This is a genomic window from Streptomyces jeddahensis (assembly GCF_001642995.1).
GTDB classification, from domain to species: domain Bacteria; phylum Actinomycetota; class Actinomycetes; order Streptomycetales; family Streptomycetaceae; genus Streptomyces; species Streptomyces jeddahensis.
This window is the reverse complement of record NZ_LOHS01000052.1, coordinates 126,372-147,296: the sequence shown is the minus strand read 5'-3', so window position 1 is coordinate 147,296 and position 20,925 is coordinate 126,372. Positions and strand designations below refer to the sequence as shown.

Genomic DNA, 20,925 nt, shown 5'->3' with positions numbered 1-20,925 from the left:
ACCGCAGCCGGTGTAGCGGTCACTGCGGCAGATGGAGCCGTCACCGCAGCCGATGTAGCCGTCACCGCAGGCCACCCAGGACATCCACAGCTTGCGCCGATGCCCTTCCGAGGAATCCTCCCTAGCGTCCCGTCACATGACGGGAAAACACTCTGACAAGTCCCTCACCAGACGTCGCGCCCTCGCCGTCGGCGGCGGCGTGGCCGGAGCCGGCGGCCTCGCGCTCGCCGGGTACCAGGGAGCCTTCGCCGACGAGGTGGGCGACGCGGCCACGGCCGCCGCCAGCTCCACCAGCTCGTCCAGCGGGACGTGCGTCCTCATGTCGAGCGTCACCGAAGGGCCGTACTACCTGGACGGCGCCCTCGTGCGGAAGGACATCACCGAGGGCAAGGCGGGCGTCCCGCTGACCCTCCGCATCACCGTCCAGGACACCACCGAGTCCTGCGCGCCGGTCGCCGGAGCGGCCGTCGAGATCTGGCACTGCGACGCCTGGGGCTACTACTCGGGCTACACGACAGCCAACCCGGGCGGCAGCGCCCCCGCCGAGAGCGAGGACGGCTCCACCGCCAACGACCAGACGTATCTGCGGGGTTATCAGATCGCCAATGCCAGCGGGGTGGTGAAGTTCGAGACGATCGTCCCCGGCTGGTACACGCCGCGCACCTGCCACATCCACGTCAAGGTGCACACCGGCGGCGAGAAGGAGGACGGCACCTACGAGGGCGGGAAGGTCAACTACACCGGCCAGCTGTTCTTCGACGACGACGTCGCCGAGGCGATCTTCGAGCTGGAGCCGTACGCGAAGCACACCGGTTCCTACACGAAGCTCGACGACGACATGGTGTACGACGGCGGGGGCGCGTCCAGCGGACTGCTGACCCTCAAGCCGGTGCACAAGAGCGACCCCTCGAAGGGATACAAGGGGTTCATCACCCTGGGCATCGACGCCGACGCCGAGAACGACGGTGCGGGCAGCGGCGGCGACGGCGGCACGCCCCCGAGTGGCGCCCCAGGTGACGCACCCAGCGGTGCCCCGAGCGACGCGCCCAGCGGTGCCCCGAGCGACGCACCCAGCGCCTCCGCATCCGAGTCCGCCTCCTCGTAGCCGTATGGAACGCGTAACCGAATGAAAACCGCCATGGACCGCAAGGACGAGGCGCTGGCGACGGCCGCCGTGGACGCCCTGATCGAGCAGCTCCGGCTCACCCCCAAGCCGGGACTGCCCGACGCCCGCGACCTCGAGGCACTCGCCACCCGCCAGGACCTGAGTTCCCTGCGCTGGTCGGCCAAGGCGCTGGCGCCCGGCCTTGCGGCCATGGCGGCGGCCGCGCGCCGTATCGGTGAGCCCGGCCGCGCCCTCCGCGAGGAGCTCGGCGCGATCGGCCGGGCCACCGAGCGCTCGGCGCGGCTGGCGGGCGCCGGCCACCGCGGGGCGCTGTGGACGCTCGGCCTGCTGGTCGCCGCGGCCGCCCTGGAACCCCGGGCCGTACCGAGCGACATCATGGCCACCGCCAAGCGCATCGCGGCCCACCCGGACCGCCGCGCCCCGCGACGGCCCTCCGTGGGCTCGACGGTCTCCGCCAAGTACGGCGCGGCGGGCGCACGTGGCGAGGCGCGCGCCGGTTTCCCGCATGTGCGCCGGGCGTCGGAGGCGCTGGCCAGGGCAGGCGCCGACGGGACCTGCGCCCGGCTGGACGCCCTGCTCACCGTGATGTCCATGCTCCAGGACACGGGGCTGCTCTACACCGCGGGCCCCCACGGTCTGCGCCGTGTCCAGGCGGGCGCCCGTGCCGTCCTCGACGCCGGAGGCACCGCCACAGAAGAGGGCCGCGCGGCGCTCGCGCAGTTCGACGCCGGCCTTCGGGGCGACGGTCTGCACCCCCGCGGCAGCGGCAGCCTGCTCGCCGGCGCGCTCTTCCTGAACTCCCTGCCCGTCATGCCGGCCCCCGTGTGACGGGCAGGGCCGTACGCACCCCGGATACGGCAGCGGCCGGGCGCCGCCAAAGCGCCCGGCCACCCCGTACGAACGGTCTTCTCAGCCCTTGAGCTTCGCCATCCACAGCTCGACCTCGTCGGATCGGCGCGGCAGCCCCGCCGACAGGTTCCGGTTGCCGTCCTCCGTCACGAGGATGTCGTCCTCGATACGGACACCGATGCCGCGGTACTCCTCCGGCACCGTCAGATCGTCCGCCTGGAAGTACAGGCCCGGCTCCACAGTCAGGCACATACCGGGCTCCAGCGTGCCGTCCACGTACGTCTCGGTCCGCGCGACCGCGCAGTCGTGGACGTCCAGGCCGAGCATGTGACCGGTGCCGTGCAGGGTCCAGCGGCGCTGCAGCCCCAGCTCCAGGACGCGCTCGACCGGGCCCTCGACGAGCCCCCACTCGACCAGCTTCTCGGTCAGCACGCGCTGCGCCGCGTCATGGAAGTCGCGGTACTTCGCGCCCGGCTTCACGGCCGCGATCCCGGCCTCCTGGGCCTCGTACACGGCGTCGTAGATCTTCCGCTGGATCTCGCTGTACCGGCCGTTGATCGGCAGCGTGCGAGTGACGTCGGCCGTGTAGAGGGTGTGGGTCTCCACGCCCGCGTCCAGCAGGAGCAGGTCGCCGGAGCGCACCGGGCCGTCGTTGCGCACCCAGTGCAGGGTGCAGGCGTGCGGCCCTGCCGCGCAGATCGAGCCGTAGCCGATGTCGTTGCCCTCGACGCGGGCGCGCAGGAAGAACGTGCCCTCGATGTAGCGCTCGCTGGTCGCCTCGGCCTTGTCGAGGACCTTCACGACGTCCTCGAAGCCGCGCACCGTCGAGTCGACGGCCTTCTGCAGCTCGCCGATCTCGAACTCGTCCTTCACCAGGCGGGCCTCCGAGAGGAAGACGCGCAGCTCCTCGTCGCGCTCGCCCGTCACCTTGTCGGTGAGCGCGGCCTCGATCCCGGCGTCGTAACCCCGCACGACCCGGACCGGGCCCGTGGCCTCGCGCAGCTTGTCGGCCAGCTCACGCACATCGGCGGCGGGCAGGCCGTACAGCTGCTCGGCCTCCGCGAGGGAGTGGCGGCGGCCGACCCACAGCTCGCCCTGGCCGTCCAGCCAGAACTCGCCGTTCTCACGGTTGGAGCGCGGCAGCAGATAGATCGTCGCCTCGTGGCCCTCGGCCTTCGGCTCCAGGACGAGGACGCCGTCCTCGGTCTGGTTTCCGGTGAGGTACGCGTACTCGACGGAAGCGCGGAACGGGTACTCGGTGTCGTTCGAGCGGGTCTTCAGGTTGCCCGCGGGGATGACGAGGCGCTCGCCGGGGAAGCGCGCGGAGAGCGCGGCGCGGCGGCGGGCGGTGTGCTCGGCCTGGGGGATCGGCTGCAGGTCGCGCAGCTCGGTGTCGGCCCAGCCGGACTTCATGTTCTCGGCGAGCTCATCGGAAACGCCCGGGTACAGGCCGTTCTTGCGCTGCTTGATCGGCTCTTCGGTCTCGGTCTCCGGCTCCGGGAGCTCGTCGGCCACGGTCATCCTCCTCGATACGGCACTGGATCTTCCCCCAGGCTCTCAGCTGTGGCGGAGCAGAGGGGCCCCCACCATCGTACGGCCGCATGTAAGGGCGACCAGGCCCGAAGGACCTGTCGCGCTACGCGAGCGCCCGGCTCACTCGAAGCGGGCCGCCAGCAGCACCACGTCCTCCTCGCTGTCGGCCTCCGCGAGCCCGCCCGGCAGCATCTGGCGCAGCACATGGTCGGCGATGCCGCCGGGATCCTGGCGCAGCAGCCGCGGCACGCCGGCCGCCGCCGCGTGCAGCCGCGCGAAGGCCCGGTCCATCGGATCGCCGGTGCGCTGCAGCAGTCCGTCGGTGCACAGAAGCACCGTTTCTCCTGGCTGCGGCCTGATCTCCACGCTCGGCGCCTCCCAGCACGCGAGCATCCCCAGCGGCGCGGACAGCGAGGTCTCCACGAACTCCGTGCGCCGCTCACCGACGATCAGCGGCGGGCTGTGCCCGGCCCCGGCCAGCGTGATCTTGCGCAGCCCGGGTTCGCAGTACGCGAACAGGGCGGTAGCGCTCCGGGCCGGCTCGGTCAGCCGCATCAGCAGCTCGAGATCGGACAGCACCGCGACGGGATCCTCGCCCTCCATCACCGCATACGCCCGCAGGGACGCCCTCAGCCGCCCCATCGCCGCCACCGCGCTCGGCCCGGACCCGGTGACGGAGCCGACGGCGAGTCCGAGCGCGCCCTCGGGCAGCGGCAGCGCGTCGTACCAGTCGCCGCCGCCGCACGGGCCGGTGCGATGGCGGGCGGCCAGCTGCACTCCGGCGACCCGGGGCAGCCTCGTCGGCAGCAGCTCGCCGGTGATGGTCGCCACCGTGGAGCGGGCCCGCTCCAGTTCGAGCAGCCGGGCCAGGTGCTCGGTGGCGTAGTGCGCGTAGAGACCCACGAGGTGCCGCTGTCGTTCGACGGGCTCGGCCGGCTCGTCGTACAGCCAGACCACCGCGCCGAGCAGGCCCGCCGCGTCCGTGGCCAGCGACAGCGTGTAGCTCGCGGCGAAGCCGAGGCGGGACGCGACGGCGCGGTGGCGCGGATCCAGCCCTTCTTCCGCGAACAGGTCGGGGTGGGCGATCTCGGCATCGCCGCCCGGCAGACCCTCCAGGATCCGGCCGTACGCGGTGGAGCTGCGCGGCACCGTCTCCATGTGGCCGAGGTCGGCGCGGCCCAGGCCGAGGCCGATCGTGGTGTCAGGGCCGCGGCCGTCGGCCGGCTCCAGGACCACGAGCCCGCGGCGGGCGCCGACGAGAGCGGCTCCGGCGTCCAGCAGTTCGTGCAGGGCGCCGTCCAAGGACGCCGTGCGGGCCAGCCGTTCGGTGAGTTCGTGCAGCGTGGTGAGGTCGGAGACCCAGCCGGCGAGCCGGTCCTGGAGCACGGTGCAGGGGGCGCTGGGGGAAGCAGTGGACGGGGAGTCCGATGCGGAGGATGCGGGCGCGACAGTGTGTGCGGGCTGGGGAACCGTTGAATCGATTCCAGCCACTTTCGGAAGGTGCGGGGCGTTCATGGCGTCCGGCTTCCGGGACGGTGCGTATTGCCCAATAGCATCGCAAACCCCCATGTCAATCTGCGCCGCTAGCAGTGTCTCCACATCTACACGCACTCATGAGGGGATGTCCAGCATTGTCCTGCGGGATTCGTGGTGTCCATGAGGTGCGCTCGATGATAGGAACTTGGCTGAAAATTGCCCCAGGTAACGGCATATTGCGGTCGACTGGTTTTCGTTCGACGGAGCGTCATCGCGGTTGTGATGGGTACGTACTCGGTGAAGGCCAGGGGCAGTTGGGACCATCCCGGAACCTGGCGCCGGAGCCGGGCGTCTTAACCATCGACGACCGCGACCCCATCCTCCCGTGGTGGAGGCGGCAAGAACCACGCGCGACGGCAAACGCCAGGCGCCGCCACCCCACGCCATGCTTTTAATGGACGCAGCCGACGCTTGGCTGTAGCGGCTACTCGGGGTTTCCCCCTGCCCTCAGGCTGGGGTGTGATGCGCCTGCTTGTACGCACAGTAAGTGATGCACACATGGTGTGACGTGACCCTCGGCGTTCAACGGAAAGGAACGAGCGCTCATGCGCGAGATCCCCGGAAGGCGACGCAGGTTCCTCTCCAGGCGAACCAACGGGAGGCCTGAGTTGATCAGCGCGGCCCTGACCTTCGCGACCGCATGGCAGTGGCCCGTACTCCCGGGCGTGGGGCTCCGGACGGGGGGCGGTGCCCTCTGCGCCTGCCCCGACCCGGAATGCACGGTGCCCGGCGCTCATCCCTTCGACCCTGCTCTGCTGGCCGCCACCACCGACGAGCGCATGGTGCGCTGGTGGTGGACCAACCGGCCCGAGGCGCCGATCGTGCTCGCCACCGGAGGCCGCGCCCCGTGCGCGGTCAGCCTGCCGGCCGCCGCGGGCGCCCGCGCCCTCGCGGCGCTCGCCCGCGGGGATGTGCGGCTCGGCCCGGTCGTGGCCACGCCTGACCGCTGGTTCGTGCTGGTCGCGCCTTACTCCCTGGAGCGGCTCGGCGAGCTGCTGTACGCCAAGGACCACGTGCCCGGCTCGCTCCGCTTCCACGGCGAGGGCGGCTATCTGCCGCTGCCTCCCTCGGTGACCGGCCAGGGCCAGGTCCGCTGGGAGCGCGCTCCGCTCCCCGGCTCCGCGGCCCCCTGGGTGCCGGATGTCGAGGCCGTCGTGGACGCCGTCGTGGAGGCCCTCACTCGTACGGGTGTGAGCGCGCCCGAGTTGTAGGGCCGACCGGCGCGCGGCGAACTGTGCATGTGCGAACCGCCGTTATCTTCGGGCCATGGTCTGTTCCCGGCGGGCGTCCCCGGATCTCCGGAGACGTTCGAGGCGTTGCCCCGGCCGCGGTGGCGCTCAGGACGCGATAGCCGGCTCGCGACCGGCTCGGACCGAGGAACGGACCGCACGGCTGCGCATCCAGACGCGGCCGCCGCCCGGTGCGGCTGCGAACTCTCGTCCCACGACGGCCTCGAGACCCCGGGCCGCGAGGTGGACATGGAAGCGCCCGGTTGCTGGCGACGGGGGATGCACCAGCAACCGGGCTCAATTGAACGGTAACAAGAGATCGGCTATTCGCAAATTCGATCTCGTGGATCCCGGGGCCGAATTACCTGCATTCGCAGGGAGTTGTGACAGGTCTCACGACCGATCCAAGGATCTCCGGCCGACGGTTCGCGCAGCTGTGCGTCAGCTGAGCGTTACCTGTCGATTCGTGAGGCCACCGCGGGCGCGGCGCTCGTCCGCCGTGAGCGGCGCATCGGAGGCGAGTGCCCCGGCGAGCCGCTCGGCGAATTCAGCCGCCGGCTTCTCGATGTCGTCCGCCGAGACGCCCGAGGGCAGATCCCAGACCGGAACCGTGAGTCCGTGCGCGCGGAACGAGCCGACCAGGCGCGTGCCCTCGCCGAGCCCCGACGCACCGGCCGCGTGCAGCCGCGCGAGCGCGTCGATGAGCTGCTCCTCCGGATACGGCATGACCCAGCGCAGGTGGTTCTTCTCCGGGGTCTCGCACCAGTACGCGGCGTCGACGCCGGAGAGCTTCACGGTGGGGATCGCGGCGGCGTTCGCGCGCTCCAGCGAGGCGGTGACCTCCGGCGACGCGTTCTCGGAGTCGGGGACCCAGAACTCGAACCCCGAGTGGACGACCGGCTCGAAGGGCGCCTTCGGGTCGAGGAGGTCCTGCAGACGCGGGCCGTCCGAGGGGGCGCGGCGGCCCTGGATCGGCGTGCCCGGCTCGGCGGTCAGCGCGCGCTGCAGGGTGTCGGCGAGATCGCGGCTGATGTCGCCGGACGGGGTGTCGTTCTGCAGGCCGAGCAGTACGGAGCCGTCGTCGCGGCGCAGCGCGGGCCACGCCATGGGCAGCACGGTCGCGAGGGTCACCGACGGGACTCCCTCCGGAAGCCCCTCCTTGAGGGTCAGTTCGACCGTCGCGGCCGGCACCAGCTCGCGCAGCGCGATCCAGTCCGCCTCGCCGGCCAGGCCCTCGAAGGGGCGGTGCACCAACTCGGTCACGGCGTGTGCGGCGGCCCGGCCGTGGCATGCCTTGTAGCGGCGGCCCGAACCGCACGGGCAGGGTTCGCGGGCTCCGACCACCGGCACGTCACCCTCGGCGCCCGTGGCGCGGGCGCCAGTGGTGATCTGCGCCTTCTTGGCCTTGGTCTGACTGCGCTTCTTGGCCATCTTGGGTGTCTCCCGCCAGCGGCTGGTCCTGTTACGGGCGCGAGCCTAGCCGCTCGTACGGACAGCGGCGGGGATCAGCCCGGCACGACGGCCGTGGCGGCGGCACAACCGGGGCAAGTCGGTCCCATCGCGGACTCCACCGGACTCCGGCCCGGGCGGTGCCGGTTCAGTCCATGTCGTCGAAGGCGTCAGCGAAGTCCAGGTCCGGCAGGGCGGACACCGGTGGGGCCGCAATGCGCGTAGCGAAGTCTTCGCGCCGGTGCCCGTGCACATCGTCGTGGACCACGACCCAGACCGTGACCTCGCCGTGTGCGTCGTCCCGGACGCCCCAGTCGTCGGCCAGTGCCGTGATGATGTTGAGCCCGCGGCCGCCATGTGCGGTGACCGAGGGCGTGGCCGGAACCGGGCGGGTCGGACCACCGCCGTCCGTCACCTCGACCGTCAGCCGGCCGCCTGCGTCCACGCTCCACGCGGCCCTGACATCCCCATCACCTGCTAGGGCGTCGCCCAGCGGTCTGCCGTGTCGGCAAGCATTGCTGAGCAGTTCGGAAAGGATCAGTACTGCATCGTCTATGACCGAATCCGGTACGCCGCCTATGCGCAACTGATTGCGCATCCGGTGTCTTGCTTCCCCCACGCCCGCAGGGCCATGGGGTACGGCCATGCTTGACGACGTGGGCACCTCCTGTGCCACCACCAACGCCACCCCCGAGACCTCCTTCGCCCCACGCCACGGTGTGGATGCCCCGATGGGTTCGATGGGAAACCGGCCACTACGCGTCCTGTGACGCACTCGTCACGATCGAATACAGATCGAACGCGCCGGAGCACTCCCTGTAACAGGCGCTCGGTGCGGTGTAAGAGGAGCTAATTCCGGCCAAGCTGGGACAGAACCTGCCTGGGGCGGTTGGTGATGATCGCGTCGACGCCCAGTTCGGCGCAGAGCTCCACATCGGCGGGCTGGTCGACGGTCCAGACGTGCACCTGGTGGCCCGCCTGCTTCAGCCTGGCGACGTATCCCGGGTGGCTGCGGACGATACGGATGCCGGGACCTGCGATGCGCACCCCGACGGGCAGGCGTCCGTCGCGCAGCCGCGGGGAGAGGAACTGCATCAGGTATACGACCGGCAAGGTGGGCGACGCCGCCCGGATGCGGTGCAGGGAGCGCGCCGAGAAGCTCATGATCCGTACCGGCGAGGGCCCCTCCGCGGGCGGGGCGTCGAGTCCGAAGCGCTTGAGCAGGGACAGCAGCCGCTCCTCGACCTGGCCCGCCCAGCGGGTGGGGTGCTTCGTCTCGATGGCCAGCCCCACCGGACGACCCGCGTCGGCCACGAGTTCGAGCAGCCGTTCCAGGGTGAGGACGGAGGTGTCCTCCGGGTCCGGGCTCTCCTCCCAGTCCGGGCTCTCCTCCCAGCCGCGGTCCCCGGCGGGCGTCTGCGTCTTCTTCCAGGATCCGAAGTCGAGCGCGGCGAGATCGGCGAGTTCCAGGGCCGAGACGGCGCCGCGGCCGTTGGACGTACGGTTGACGCGTCGGTCGTGGACGCAGACGAGATGACCGTCGGCGGTCAGCCGCACATCGCATTCGAGCGCGTCGGCCCCGTCCTCGATCGCCTTCTTGTACGCGGCCAGGGTGTGTTCGGGAGCGTCCTCGGAGGCTCCGCGGTGGGCGACGACCTCGATCAGGTGCTGTCGTGCGTAGGTCACCGCGTCATGGTGCCACCGCCGCTGGGTAGATGTGCCAGGGGCGGGCCCGAAGCGGGTTCCGGAGACGCCGCCGGAGAGCGGCGGAGTGGAGCGGCCGGCTCCGGCCGGAGGGCGCTCCCCGGATGCGTCCGTTTCATCCGAGATAAAGGATGGCATCGGACGCACAGGAACGGCTTATGGTGCCCTGACGTCCCTTGGTAAAAGCTGGCCGCATACATATTGCACAGCTGGCCCGTGCCGGATCGTGCCCTTGGGCGAACCGAGTACGACCGAGAAGAACAGCCGTGGATCGAGGAGAAGAGCTGTGAGCACCGAGAACGAGGGCACTGCGGTACCCCCGGCCCCGTCTGCACCTCCCGTGCCGGTGGAAACTCCCGCCACATCCGCCGCATCGGCGGCGCCCGGCGGCTCGGCGCCCGGAACGCAGGGCGAGGGCACTGCGGGCGCCACGGCACATCAGCAGGGCGACACCGTGACGCAGGTCGCGCACGGGCAGGCCGCGCACGATCAGAGTGCCTTTGGTCAGGGTGCGGGTGCCCATGGTGCGGGTGCCCATGGTGCGGGGTACCCGCACGCCGGTGCCGCCGCTCATGGGACGCCGGGACAGGGCGCCCCGGAGCCGCACGGCGGTGCGGTGCCGAACGGTGGCGCGGCGTCGCACGGCAGTGCCGCCGCCGGTGACTGGCCGCCTCCCCCGCCGCCGGCCGTCCCCGCGCACGCAGGAGGAGGCGGCGGATCCGGCTGGGGATCCTCGTACCAGCCCCCGGAGCCGAAGCCGGGCGGGCGGCGCGGGGGACTTGTCGCCGCGGTGCTGGCCGCCGCGCTGCTGGCGGGCGGCGTCGGCGGCGGCGTCGGCTACTGGGCGGCGGAGCGCAACGACGCCGCCAGCGACTCGACCACGGTCTCCGCCTCGAACACGCCGCAGGACCTGAAGCGCGACCCGTCCTCGGTCGCCGGGATCGCCGCCAGAGCACTGCCCAGCGTCGTGACCATCGAGGCCACGGCCGGCGACGGAGAGGGTGGCACGGGCACCGGCTTCGTCTATGACAAGCAGGGCCATATCCTCACCAACAACCATGTGGTGGCCTCCGCGGCGGACGGCGGCAAGCTCACCGCGACCTTCTCCGACGGCAAGAAGTACGACGCCGAGGTGATCGGCCGCGCCCAGGGTTACGACGTCGCGGTCATCAAGCTCAAGAACGCCCCGGACAATCTGAGGCCGCTGCGGCTCGCCGACTCCGACAAGGTGGCCGTCGGCGACGCGACGATCGCCATCGGCGCACCCTTCGGCCTGTCGAACACGGTGACCACGGGCATCGTCAGCGCCAAGAACCGCCCGGTGGCCTCCAGCGACGGCACGGGCACCACCAAGGCGTCGTACATGAGCGCCCTGCAGACCGACGCCTCCATCAACCCGGGCAACTCCGGCGGCCCGCTGCTCAACGCGAACGGCGATGTCATCGGCATCAACTCGGCCATCCAGTCCGCGAGCAACGGCCTGGACGGCGGCCAGGCCGGCTCGATCGGCCTGGGCTTCGCGATCCCGATCAACCAGGCGGTGAACGTCGCCAACCAGCTGATCAAGACGGGCGAGCCGGTGTACCCGGTGATCGGCGCCTCGGTCTCCCTCGAGGAGAACGGCGACGGCGCGAAGATCACCGAAGAGGGTGCCGACGGCGCCGACCCGGTCACCCCGGGCGGCCCGGCCGACAAGGCGGGCCTCAAGCCCGGCGACGTCATCACCAAGCTCGACGACACGGTGATCGACAGCGGTCCGACCCTGATCGGCGAGATCTGGACCCACGAGCCCGGCGACACGGTCAAGATCACCTTCAAGCGGGACGGCAAGGAGCACACGGTCGACGTCGTCCTGGGCGAGCGCAAGGGCGACAGTTGACGCGACGGCGGCGGGGCCGGTCCCGCCGCCGCATGGGTCGTGGCGTCCCGGGGCGGGACGCTCCCGTCCCCATGTCCGTGACAGGTAGGCTGTAGCCGCTCCGTCCCAGGCGGCCGGGGCGAGGTGGGTTGCCCGAGCGGCCTAAGGGAACGGTCTTGAAAACCGTCGTGGCGCAAGTCACCGTGGGTTCAAATCCCACACCCACCGCGTGCAGGTCAGCTTAGGTGCTGGTCAGAAGGGGTGTCCTGGACAACGGGACACCCCTTCCGCGTGCAGCCTGTCTCACCCGTTCTCGCCCATATCCCACCCTTGACCAGTGCGTATGGGCCATCCGTGGGCCAGGATCAGGGCGCGTCCCCCTCGTCGAGCGCGCGGGAGATCAGGTCGTTGGAGCGCTTCTGACCGCCCTTGAGGATCTTCGCGTAGAAGCGGTACAGCACGGCGATGCTGTGGCCGGCGCGAGCGGCGACCTCCGCCGGGTCCACTCCCGATTTGATCCAGAGGGAAACGCCCGCGTGGCGCAGGGAGTACGGCACGGCCGCGAGGTCGGACTCGACCTCGCGCGGGGACAGTACCGCCTTTCGTGCTCTCTCCCAGATGTCGCAGTACTCGGTGGACGGGACCCGTCCGCCCCGAGCAGCCCGGAACAGTCGACCGTCATCGGCCGTGCCGTAGCGCGCGATGTGCTCCCGGAGCAGGTGCACGAGTACGGGCGGGATGGGCACTGTTCGCGTCGCACCACGCTTTCGCCGCTTGAGTCCGCGCGTCTCGTACGACGTTCCGTCAGACGCGCAGGTGTACGCGCCTTGGCCGGGGAAATCGCTGCCGACAGCCGAATAGTGGGAGAAGGCGGCGCGCGGTACCTCCGGCCGTACTTTTCCGTGGGGGGATCAGAGGACTGCCGCAAAGTGCAACGTCCGAGAGACCGGCGTGGAATGCACGACGTCCGTCTCTCGCTATCACAGCGGCGTTTCGCCCCTATGGTTCTACGACATGGTTGGCAACGTGTGGTAATGGCTCGCAACCGTCGGAGCTTAAGGGGCCGTGATCACTGGCCCCAAAGCAGCTCCAGCCCAAAGCCGCTCCACCGACCTGGGGTAGAGCTAGCGGGCCAAGCCGCCATGTTGCTGAGTACTTGAAGGACCGTCAGACCGTGTTGTGAGTGTGCTAACAAGCAACTTCAACCTCTCATACAGCAGCGGGAAGTTCTCCACACGTGGCGGATGGCGGGCTCGGCGAGCCGCTTCACACGCGCCCGAACTGGTGATCATTACGTGTTGTAGTCCTATTTACTCGCCCCTGGGGCGAAATGATTGTGGCGGGAAGCCCGGCGCTGGCCAGGCTCACCACGGCCTAGAGGAGTAACGCATGAGTCCTGCACGTAGGACCCGGCTTGGCCCGCTACCGCACTGGAGAACATTCCGCACCGGCGGCGCGATGGCTGCCGTGACTCTCGTGGTGCTGGGCGCGACCGGTGCCGCGACGGCGACGCTGCACTTGCAGGAGAAAACGGCGAGGGAGAACACGGCTGCCGCCCCGGCGGGCCTCCCGGCTGGCGGCGACGGGTGCCTCTACTACGACTGGGACAGGGGCGAGTACAAGGACAAGTGCGGCTCGAAGCCGCATTCGACGCACTACCGCAAGCCGCACCACCGGAAATCTCCGGGGCCCACGGGACCCTCAGGCCCCCCAGGACCCCCCGGACCCACCGGCCCTCCTGGAAGCCGTGGGCCCTCTGGGCCTAGTGGACCACCAGGAACTCCGGGCCCCTCTGGGCCCTCTGGACCTAGCGGGGCCCCAGGAGTGCAAGGCCCTTCTGGCCCTCCCGGGCCGAGCGGGTCCCCAGGAATTCAGGGCCCTTCTGGGCTCCCCGGGCCGAGCGGATCCCCAGGGATTCAAGGCCCATCTGGGCCCCCCGGACCTTGTATCGACAGCGACAGCGACTACCTGGGCGAACCGACCCGGGAAGTCACTGCAGTGGTAACCGAGGACGGCCGCCTCTATCTCGGCACAGCCGAGTACGACAAGGGATTCGATTCGTCCACGCCGACCCCGCTGCCATCACGCCATGTCGTGGAGTACACCTGGACAGATCTCACCGTGAATGATCCCTGGCCGGGAGGGACAGCCTGTCAAATCGGAGTCACCGAGCAAGCTGTCGATTGGAATACCACTGACGGCCTTGGAACTTCAGGGCACGCGGCATACATCAAGGTGATTGATCGCGCGCATAAGCAGTGGGAAAAAGTCTGCGTCGTTGGTGTTCAGGGAGCCCATTGCGACCCGACGATCCCGCTGCCCCAAAGCAACAATCCCCCAACGTGGATGGGTTGGAGGGAGGTTCCGCCGCTTCCCACATCCCTGGCAAGTAATCCATAACTCGACCGGGCTCGGGCCATACAAGACCCGCCCGGGACTTATCCTGCACCGGTAGTGCGGCGCCCGTCAGGCGCGGCTACTCGTCGCGCGCCCGTCGACTGGGCGCGCTCCTTCCCTCCGCCTCGACGGTGCTGCGGAGGAGATCCTGTTCCTCTCCGATCAGCACGCAGAGCGGATCAACGCACGTCTGCATGGCGTGGCGAGTCTGATTCCTGACCGCTGTGAGCCATGTGTGGGCCAAGGAGCCGTGGCCGGCGGTCGGACCCACCGCGTGCAGGTCAGCTTAGGTGCTGGTCAGAAGGGGTGTCCTGGACAACGGGACACCCCTTCCGCGTGCAGCCTGTCTCACCCTTTCTCGCCCATATCCCACCCTTGACCAGTGCGTATGGGCCATCCGTGGGCCAGGATCAGGGGGCGTCCCCCTCGTCGAGCGCGCGGGAGATCAGGTCGTTGGAGCGCTTCTGACCGCCCTTGAGGATCTTCGCGTAGAAGCGGTACAGCACGGCGATGCTGTGGCCGGCGCGAGCGGCGACCTCCGCCGGGTCCACTCCCGATTTGATCCAGAGGGAAACGCCCGCGTGGCGCAGGGAGTACGGCACGGCCGCGAGGTCGGACTCGACCTCGCGCGGGGACAGTACCGCCTTTCGTGCTCTCTCCCAGATGTCGCAGTACTCGGTGGACTCCGGAGCACCCCTTTCGCATGCTTCCTGTCTCACCCTTTTCTCGCCGGTATCCCAGCTCTGACCAGTACGTATGGGCCATCGGCAGGGCGACTCGGCCGCCCCGGGCCGCGCGGAATAGCCGTCCGTCGTCCGCGGTGCCATATCGGGCGATGTGCTCGCGGAGCAGGTGGACGAGAACGGGTGGGATCGGCACGGGGCGTGTGTCGCCGCTCTTTCGGCGCTTCAGCCCGCGCTTCTCGTACGACGTGCCTTCGTCGGTCCAACCTCCACCGACTTCTGGCCGGCTCTCCCCCAAGAGCAGCTCTTCCCATTCCTGCACGGTTTCCGGGGAGTTGGGCGGCAGGGTGCAGTCCGACTCTTTGAGCGCGACGATCTCCCCGGGCCGCATCGCCGAGTAGTAGAGGCAGCCGAAGAACGCGTGGAGGTGCTCGCCGCGCGGACCGGCGTCGCGAACGGCTCCGAGAAGAGCGCGCGCCACGGTGGGCCCTGGCACGAACCGGAAGTCAATCTCGTCATCGCTCTCGGGCGGCGTCCAGCCGACACGTGGAAGCGGGTTCGCGCTCTCGCGGATGTCTGCCGGCGCCTCCTCTACGGTGTGCCGTGGCGCGCTTGGTGGTGACGAACGTCGGGGTCACCACGGCGAGCGACTCGGCGATGCTCGCCCGGTGCTTGGCGGCGGCGCGGGGCCACTTCGTGAGTACATACGCGATGGAGTGCTCGTACCAGGACGGGGACGTGCGCGCCATCAAGTGGCCTGCTTTGTGTGGGCGAAGCCGCGAGGACTGCAATGAGAGAAACGTGGGCATTGTTGGCCCTGTGATTTAGGCGTTCCCTGGGTGGGGCGAGTGTGCGGGAGGAGTGCCGATGAATCGAAAGACAGCGTGGGCGGCAATGGCCGCGGTCCTGAGCGTGCTCGCGGTACTGGTGACCCCTACACCGGCGTCAGCCGCAGTGGCGGTGAACAGGTTCCGGAACTATGCCACGGGCCAGTGTCTAGACTACTACGCCGATAGGGGGTTGTACACGACTGGGTGCAACTCAGGAAAGTTCCAGGAATGGATCTGGAACAACACGCCCGGAATCGCCACCCCGATGCGGCAGGAAGCCAGCGATTGGTGCCTGACGGTGACCGGCGACTACGACTGGGTGCCGTTTATGGCCCCCTGCGACTCCTCCTGGGGCGCCAGGCAGCAGTGGTATGTGTCCCCGTCCCCGTCAGATGGTGGCATCCCATTCATCAGGAGCGTCCTGATGCTCGGCGGGGACGTCGCCATGTGCCTCTCTTATGTCAACAACGCCGTGAAGATGGAAGGGTGCGGCTCTGGTATCCCGCGGCAGCGGTGGGTCGTCCTCAAGGCCATTTGAGCGGACGGACATCAGGTTGAAGTAGCCGCCGAAGGTCTCGAAGCAGCGAGCTCAGTTCCTGACCTCCGTGGGCCATCTCTGGGCCAAGGGCCTGGGTAGTCGGTCGAAAGCGACTCAGACGCAGGTCCAGCTGGTGTGACTGAGCGCTTTAGTTGGCCCGACTGGCCAACTCAAGCGCTCAGCGCGCCGAACCAGAGTTTCAGTGGGACGTGCGCGACCTTCGCCCGGATGGTGCGGCGGTGGTCCGGGCCGAAGGTGGCCAGGCAGGCGTCGTGAGCGGCTGCGGCCCGGAGGCGGGCCTCGGTACCGCGGCCCAGCCCCAGGAGGGCGGTGGCCACGGCCAGCTCGACGGCGCCGGTCTCTGGGCGGCGCTGCTCCTCGGGCAGACTGCGGCGCAGCTCGTCGGCGCGCTCCGCCTCGGCGAGAGCTTCCTCGTGGCGGGCCTGGCCGTTGAGGCTGCGGGCCAGGCCGAGCCGCAGGACCAGGGTGAGCCGGCCCGGTACGGGAGGGGCGGTGAGCGCCTCGCGGGCGAGCGCCTCAGCCTCCGGGTGGCGGCCCTGCGCGTTGAGGGCGTAGATCAGTCCGTTGTGGGCGGCCGCTGCTATGAGCGGCATCTCCGGCCCCGTGCCGCGGGTCGCGGCCTGGGCGACGGCCGCGCACTCTGCCTCGCATTCGGCGTGCTGGTCAAGCGCGCTCAGCGTCGTCTGGGCGCGGTTCGAGCGCAGTTTCAGGGTCTGCGGGTGTTCGGCGCCGAAGATCCTGCCGAAGACCGGCAGTGCTGCGTCGTATGTGGCGAGGGCCTCGGCGTAGCGGCCCTGGGCGCTCGCTGCGAGAGCGGCGATGCTCAGCGCCAGCGGCACGTGCGGGTCGTCACGCGGCCGGGACCGGGCCGCGGCCACGGCGCGGGCCTCGGCCTCCGCCTCGGCATAGCGCCCGGCCTGGAACAGGGCTATGGCCTGGCCCAAGGGGGATCTCATCAACTGCCTGGCGTCGTTTCGGCCGCGCGGCCGGAAGAGTTTCATGGCCGGAGCATACGGATGCTGCGCACGCCGTTCGGCGAAGGGGCGAGAGCTGGTCGGCGGCCCCTGATGTCCCGGGGGCAGGCGGGCAGTGCTGACCGGACGGCGGTTGGGTTGTCTATATTCGTGTTCATGCCCGAGATGCAGCTGCTCGGTCCAGGCCACGCCCCCGCGCTACTCGCCTTCGAGCAGGAGAACCGGGCTTACTTCGCCGTGTCCATCCCTGACCGAGGCGATGACTACTTCGCTCGGTTCGACGAGCGGCACCGTGCCCTGCTTGCCGAGCAGGAAGCTGGTGTCTGTTACTTCCACGTACTGGTCGGCGCCGAAGGCGAGGTGCTGGGGCGGGTCAATCTCGTGGATGTGGCTGATGGCGGCGCCGAACTCGGGTATCGGATCGCAGAGCGTGCCGCGGGCCGAGGGCTGGCCACTTGGGCCGTGCGGGAATTGTGCGACCTTGCCGCCAACAGCTACGGGCTGACCATCCTGCGTGCCGCGACCACGCTCGACAATGCGGCATCGCGGGCCGTGCTGGCCCGCTCAGGGTTCGCCGTCGTCGGCGAGAGACAGCTCTCTGGTCGCCCTGGTCTGTCATATCTCCGCAGTCTTGCGGATTTCACCGCTCCGCCCGGTGCGCTGGCCGCCTGTTAGGGAGTGTCCTGGGCCGTGATCATCTGGCGGTTTGAAGGCTTCGGATCCAGATGATCGCTGCGCGGAGATGGAGTCCGGCGAGGTAGCTCTCGGGGGTCTTGTCGTAGCGGGTGGCGATGCCTCGCCAGTCCTTCATCTTGTTGATGGCACGCTCAACCGTGTTGCGGTCGCGGTCGCGGTAGCGGCCGCGGTCGGGTAGCCGAAGAAGTGAAGGGCTGAACCTCAGGCCTGCGGCCTTGTAATCGATCAACGCTGCGACCTGTGGCTTGGTGTCGTTGGTTGTCAGCGTTGGTCGTCGTTAAGTCGTTAAGTGCCCTTTGACGGCCCCGAGACGGCTCGGGACTCAACCGGACGGCGTGACCGGGGACCACACGCCGAACCACTGCTCGGCGCCCCACTCCTCGAACCGTTGCACCTCGGTGAACCCCAGCTTCGTGGCGAGGCGCATCGAGCGGTCGTTGGCAGTCTGGGTGCAGAGCACCACCGGCTCGCCGGGAAGCGCGTCGGCGAACCAGCCGAGCGCCGCCGCGCACGCCTCGGTGGCATACCCGCATCCCCACGCCTCTGGCAGGAACATATAGCTGAGCTCGGCCTCCCCAGCATCCGGACGGAGGTGTCCCGGACGCTCCGCGTCGCGCCGATCGAGCGTGACCGTGCCGATCATCGCTCCGTCGAGATCGATCACGAAGACGCCAGGGCGCCGCCCGGGCACTTCAGGCACCACGCTTTCGAGCTCATCGCGCGGTCGAGGACCACCGAGGTAGGTGCGCACCTCCGGCGATGCGAACAGCTCGATGAACGCCGCACGGTCTCGGGCCTCGGACTCGCGGAGCACGAGCCGTTCGGTCCTTATCGGGGCAGGTGGCCAGGCGACGGGGCCGAGTCCAGTCATGGCGGGCAACCTATCGCGCGCCCGTGAGAGCGATCCGAAAGAGAAGGCCTAGGTCGGCGGAACGACTTCGGCTGGAGCTGCTTCGGCGCGAGTGATCATGGCCCCTAAGCTTCCGGCGCGTCGGGCAGTCTGTTGACCTGCGCGGCGCTGTGCGGCACCCGATCGCCGTGTGATGCCCCCCTCTGCTCTGTGATGGCCCACGACGCCTGGCACGCATGCGCCGTGTCCAATTCACGTCTATGCGCTGGGCATATGCGCCGATACTCTGCGTGCCCATGGGGAAAGTAGTGCGTCTGTACTGGGGATATATGGTGGCGGCTGCCTTGGTCGTTGCTTGGAGCCAGCAATGGGCATTTCCGGTAATCGTGGCTCTGTCAGTCGGTGTCTCGACCTATGCCGCCTTCCAGGTACCGGTCTGGTGTGGAGCGGTTAACCGAGACGGGCAGACCTACTGCCGCAACAACGCTTATGGCGTGTTGATGGGGTGCTCGAAACGTCAGCACAGGTGGCAGAAGCTCAAGTTGATCGTTCTGCGCAGCAAGGTTGGGAACGTCAGTCGCTCCGTGTTCCCAACGGCCAAAGAGAAGTTCAATGGCGCTCTCGCTGTAGGCGGTCTGCTTTCGGCTGTCGCCGCAGTGATCGTTCCCGTTGTGACTGGCGGTTGAGCGGCACGACCGTGCGCCTGGGGCACGTAGCGGGCACCACAAGCATGGCTACGACTGCGGCGGAGTGGTGTCGCGGGCCTGACCTGCGCGGGAGTGGAGAGCCCGCCCGACCCCCGAAAGGTCTTGAAAACCGTCGTGGCGCAAGCCACCGTGGGTTCAAATCCCACACCCACCGCAGTGATTGAAGGCCTCTGACCAGCGAAGCCGGTCGGAGGCCTTCGCGCGTCGCCCGGGGGGCGCCCGGGCCCGGTGGCGCGTGGCCGGAGCCGCCGGGCACGGCGGGCGTGGCGGGGACAGCAGAGACGCGGAGCGTGGCCGCGTCGGCGCAGCAGTCAGCCAGGTGCAGGTCAGAAAGGGGTGCTGTGTGCTGTCCGGTTCCTCTTTTCTCGTGTGCGGGTGAGTTGTCATGATGTGTGCGTGGCTGCCGAGTCCCCGGCGTACGAGGTCCGCTACGGATGGAACCGGCGCAGCGCCCCGCTGGCCGTCGCGCTGATCGCCTGTTGCGCCGCCCTGTTGCTAGCTCTGGTCGTAGAGCTGGTGGAGAACCAGCTCTCTGCGGGGGACGCGCTCGCGTACCTCCTGGGGCTGGTGATCAGTGGCGGTGGCGGGCTGTTCGTCGCCCTGCAGGCGCGGAGCCGGGCGGTGGCTCTGCGGGTGGACGAGAAGGGTGTCCTGCTCGGCGGCATCCCGCCGCGGTACCGCTCCACCACGGCCTTCGTGCCGTGGAGCGAGATCGAGGCGGTCGTGCTGTACAGGTACGTGTACCCGTACATAGGTGTGCGGCGGCACCCCGGCCTGCCGCCGTTGCCAGGCAGCCTGGGCACCGGCAGGATCAGTCGCTGCATCAGCCACATCAACACGTCGCTGGTAGACGGTGTTTCGGCCGACGTCATGCAGTCCGGCCGGGCAGCCGTCTGCTGGAAGCTGGACAAGGAGCGGCTGGCCGGGGCGGTGGCCCGCTACGCGCCGCAGGTCGAACTGGTCGACACTGACGCGTCGACGTGACCGTCTGTGTCACCACGCGCGCGTGCCGTTCACGGGCGGTGCCCCGTCAGCCGGGCCGCCGAGGCGACCGTGGCGCGGGCCTCCCGTTCCGTGAGGCCGGTGTGGATCGCCGCTTCGACGAGTGGGGTGGCGAGTTCGTCGCCGATGCCGTTCTCGTACGCGCGGCAGGCGGCCCAGAACAGGCGCGTGTTGCGCTGTCCCTCGTGGGCCGCGAGGACGAACTGCACGAGTCCCTGGCCGTGTTGGCCGGTGGACAGGGGCGTCGGGTGGTGCGGGCGCGGTGGGGGAGTGATCAGGCGCAGCAGGGCGGGCGGGCAGGGAGCGACGGGCAGATGGGCGGTGCCCGGCGCGGTGCTGTAGACGCCGTGGTCGGTGCGTGAGCCCGGGCCGACGAGGTATCCGCCGGCGCCGCGGATGTCGATGCCGGGAGCGAGCCGCCCCGCGGAGTTGGGGACGACGATGTCGGGCGGGCCCGAGAGCCACACATGACGGCCGCCGCTCGGGGTGATCACGACGACGGTGTCCGGGATGGTGAAGAGGTGGCGCAGCGCGAGTTCGCGCAGGGCGGCCGAGGAGTCCGTACCGGACTTGGTGTCGAGGTCGACGCCGATCAGGTGGTATGGGGGCAGCCCGCAGGCGATGCCGTAGCCGGTGGCCCAGGGCGCGGCGGCGAAGAGCTCGCGGATGCGCCCGGGGTCGCTCGACGCGTCGTACACGCCGTGGCCGAAGCGCCCGCATTCGCCGCGGCAGAGCGCCGGTGCGGGGTCCGCGCGGTGCGGTGAGGGCAGGGCGGGGAGCTTGGTGCGGGACAGCGGTATGACGGCCAGTCCGCGTTCGGCTGCGGAGAGGGCATGGGCTAGGGCCAGGGTCGTGACATGCCGGTCGATGGTGGCCATGCTCCTATGTTCGTACGTACGTTCGATAAAGGGAAGGGGTGATCCGTCCCTCGTGTCGGTTCCTG

Annotated in this window: 20 protein-coding genes, 1 tRNA gene and 2 pseudogenes; 11 read left to right on the top strand and 12 right to left on the bottom strand. The window is 69.6% G+C overall.

Annotated elements, in window-relative coordinates; genetic code table 11:
• Positions 1 to 136 precede the first annotated feature (136 nt).
• Complete coding sequence (locus STSP_RS08220) at positions 137 to 1,105, top strand: intradiol ring-cleavage dioxygenase (RefSeq protein ID WP_067274054.1); 969 nt, start codon at positions 137 to 139, stop codon at positions 1,103 to 1,105.
• A 21-nt stretch (positions 1,106 to 1,126) separates the two neighbouring features.
• On the top strand, positions 1,127 to 1,954 hold the full coding sequence (locus STSP_RS08215) for a triphosphoribosyl-dephospho-CoA synthase (RefSeq protein ID WP_232789559.1): 828 nt from the start codon (positions 1,127 to 1,129) through the stop codon (positions 1,952 to 1,954).
• Positions 1,955 to 2,035: 81 nt separating this feature from the next.
• Here the strand turns inward: STSP_RS08215 and STSP_RS08210 are convergent, their stop codons facing one another.
• Both STSP_RS08210 and STSP_RS08205 read right to left on the bottom strand, forming a co-directional pair.
• On the bottom strand, positions 2,036 to 3,496 hold the full coding sequence (locus STSP_RS08210; protein ID WP_067274048.1) for an aminopeptidase P family protein: 1,461 nt from the start codon (positions 3,494 to 3,496) through the stop codon (positions 2,036 to 2,038).
• A 132-nt stretch (positions 3,497 to 3,628) separates the two neighbouring features.
• Complete coding sequence (locus STSP_RS08205; RefSeq protein WP_232789558.1) at positions 3,629 to 5,119, bottom strand: PP2C family protein-serine/threonine phosphatase; 1,491 nt, start codon at positions 5,117 to 5,119, stop codon at positions 3,629 to 3,631.
• Positions 5,120 to 5,589: 470 nt separating this feature from the next.
• Between STSP_RS08205 and STSP_RS08200 the strand changes: the two genes are divergently transcribed.
• Complete coding sequence (locus tag STSP_RS08200; protein WP_067274046.1) at positions 5,590 to 6,255, top strand: bifunctional DNA primase/polymerase; 666 nt, start codon at positions 5,590 to 5,592, stop codon at positions 6,253 to 6,255.
• Positions 6,256 to 6,714: 459 nt separating this feature from the next.
• On the opposite strand, the gene STSP_RS08195 is transcribed toward STSP_RS08200, so the two are convergent.
• Positions 6,715 to 7,704 (bottom strand): DUF5926 family protein, encoded by a 990-nt coding sequence (locus tag STSP_RS08195; protein WP_067274043.1) that lies wholly within the window; start codon positions 7,702 to 7,704, stop codon positions 6,715 to 6,717.
• A 166-nt stretch (positions 7,705 to 7,870) separates the two neighbouring features.
• Complete coding sequence (locus STSP_RS08190) at positions 7,871 to 8,410, bottom strand: ATP-binding protein (RefSeq protein ID WP_067274041.1); 540 nt, start codon at positions 8,408 to 8,410, stop codon at positions 7,871 to 7,873.
• Here STSP_RS08190 and STSP_RS40735 point away from each other — a divergent pair.
• Positions 8,367 to 8,492: a hypothetical protein gene (locus STSP_RS40735; protein ID WP_269801031.1), complete on the top strand. Its 126-nt coding sequence runs from the start codon at positions 8,367 to 8,369 to the stop codon at positions 8,490 to 8,492. The genes STSP_RS08190 and STSP_RS40735 overlap by 44 nt on opposite strands.
• Positions 8,493 to 8,571: 79 nt before the next feature.
• Here the strand turns inward: STSP_RS40735 and STSP_RS08185 are convergent, their stop codons facing one another.
• Complete coding sequence (locus STSP_RS08185) at positions 8,572 to 9,408, bottom strand: glycerophosphodiester phosphodiesterase (protein ID WP_067274038.1); 837 nt, start codon at positions 9,406 to 9,408, stop codon at positions 8,572 to 8,574.
• A gap of 304 nt (positions 9,409 to 9,712) precedes the next feature.
• Here STSP_RS08185 and STSP_RS08180 point away from each other — a divergent pair, with 304 nt between their 5' ends.
• Together STSP_RS08180 and STSP_RS08175 are read left to right on the top strand one after the other, a co-directional pair.
• The gene (locus STSP_RS08180) at positions 9,713 to 11,305 is read left to right on the top strand and encodes a S1C family serine protease (RefSeq protein WP_067274036.1); all 1,593 of its coding nucleotides are present in this window, start codon (positions 9,713 to 9,715) and stop codon (positions 11,303 to 11,305) included.
• A 122-nt stretch (positions 11,306 to 11,427) separates the two neighbouring features.
• Positions 11,428 to 11,512, top strand: a tRNA-Ser gene (locus STSP_RS08175).
• A gap of 137 nt (positions 11,513 to 11,649) precedes the next feature.
• On the opposite strand, the gene STSP_RS08170 is transcribed toward STSP_RS08175, so the two are convergent.
• Positions 11,650 to 12,030 carry a site-specific integrase gene (locus STSP_RS08170; protein WP_107441230.1) on the bottom strand — a complete coding sequence of 127 codons (381 nt, stop codon included), beginning with the start codon at positions 12,028 to 12,030 and terminating at the stop codon, positions 11,650 to 11,652.
• 127 nt (positions 12,031 to 12,157) lie between these two features.
• On the opposite strand from STSP_RS08170, the pseudogene STSP_RS40035 reads away from it, so the two are divergent.
• Positions 12,158 to 12,319: pseudogene (locus tag STSP_RS40035) on the top strand (DNA-binding protein); the annotation flags it as partial.
• Between the two features lie 1,772 nt (positions 12,320 to 14,091).
• Here STSP_RS40035 and STSP_RS40935 read toward each other — a convergent pair.
• Entirely contained in the window at positions 14,092 to 14,400 is a 309-nt protein-coding gene (locus STSP_RS40935; RefSeq protein WP_067274034.1) for a site-specific integrase, read from the bottom strand.
• 479 nt (positions 14,401 to 14,879) lie between these two features.
• Complete coding sequence (locus tag STSP_RS40930) at positions 14,880 to 15,113, bottom strand: hypothetical protein (protein ID WP_198547294.1); 234 nt, start codon at positions 15,111 to 15,113, stop codon at positions 14,880 to 14,882.
• Between the two features lie 118 nt (positions 15,114 to 15,231).
• Between STSP_RS40930 and STSP_RS08155 the strand changes: the two genes are divergently transcribed.
• Positions 15,232 to 15,732 carry an RICIN domain-containing protein gene (locus tag STSP_RS08155; RefSeq protein ID WP_107441229.1) on the top strand — a complete coding sequence of 167 codons (501 nt, stop codon included), beginning with the start codon at positions 15,232 to 15,234 and terminating at the stop codon, positions 15,730 to 15,732.
• 170 nt (positions 15,733 to 15,902) lie between these two features.
• On the opposite strand, the gene STSP_RS08150 is transcribed toward STSP_RS08155, so the two are convergent.
• The gene (locus STSP_RS08150; RefSeq protein ID WP_067274026.1) at positions 15,903 to 16,754 is read right to left on the bottom strand and encodes a tetratricopeptide repeat protein; all 852 of its coding nucleotides are present in this window, start codon (positions 16,752 to 16,754) and stop codon (positions 15,903 to 15,905) included.
• Between the two features lie 129 nt (positions 16,755 to 16,883).
• Here STSP_RS08150 and STSP_RS08145 point away from each other — a divergent pair, with 129 nt between their 5' ends.
• Complete coding sequence (locus STSP_RS08145) at positions 16,884 to 17,402, top strand: GNAT family N-acetyltransferase (RefSeq protein WP_067274136.1); 519 nt, start codon at positions 16,884 to 16,886, stop codon at positions 17,400 to 17,402.
• Positions 17,403 to 17,421: 19 nt separating this feature from the next.
• Here STSP_RS08145 and STSP_RS08140 read toward each other — a convergent pair.
• Positions 17,422 to 17,574 (bottom strand): annotated as a pseudogene (locus STSP_RS08140) (IS5/IS1182 family transposase); the annotation flags it as partial.
• Between the two features lie 171 nt (positions 17,575 to 17,745).
• Positions 17,746 to 18,294, bottom strand: a complete 549-nt coding sequence (locus STSP_RS08135; protein ID WP_067274024.1) for a GNAT family N-acetyltransferase — start codon at positions 18,292 to 18,294, stop codon at positions 17,746 to 17,748.
• A 275-nt stretch (positions 18,295 to 18,569) separates the two neighbouring features.
• Between STSP_RS08135 and STSP_RS39055 the strand changes: the two genes are divergently transcribed.
• Together STSP_RS39055 and STSP_RS08130 are read left to right on the top strand one after the other, a co-directional pair.
• Positions 18,570 to 18,959 (top strand): hypothetical protein, encoded by a 390-nt coding sequence (locus STSP_RS39055; RefSeq protein WP_157902792.1) that lies wholly within the window; start codon positions 18,570 to 18,572, stop codon positions 18,957 to 18,959.
• Between the two features lie 417 nt (positions 18,960 to 19,376).
• On the top strand, positions 19,377 to 19,964 hold the full coding sequence (locus STSP_RS08130; protein WP_067274022.1) for a hypothetical protein: 588 nt from the start codon (positions 19,377 to 19,379) through the stop codon (positions 19,962 to 19,964).
• Positions 19,965 to 19,993: 29 nt separating this feature from the next.
• On the opposite strand, the gene STSP_RS08125 is transcribed toward STSP_RS08130, so the two are convergent.
• Positions 19,994 to 20,860 (bottom strand): bifunctional DNA primase/polymerase, encoded by an 867-nt coding sequence (locus tag STSP_RS08125; RefSeq protein WP_067274019.1) that lies wholly within the window; start codon positions 20,858 to 20,860, stop codon positions 19,994 to 19,996.
• Between the last annotated feature and the right edge of the window lie 65 nt (positions 20,861 to 20,925).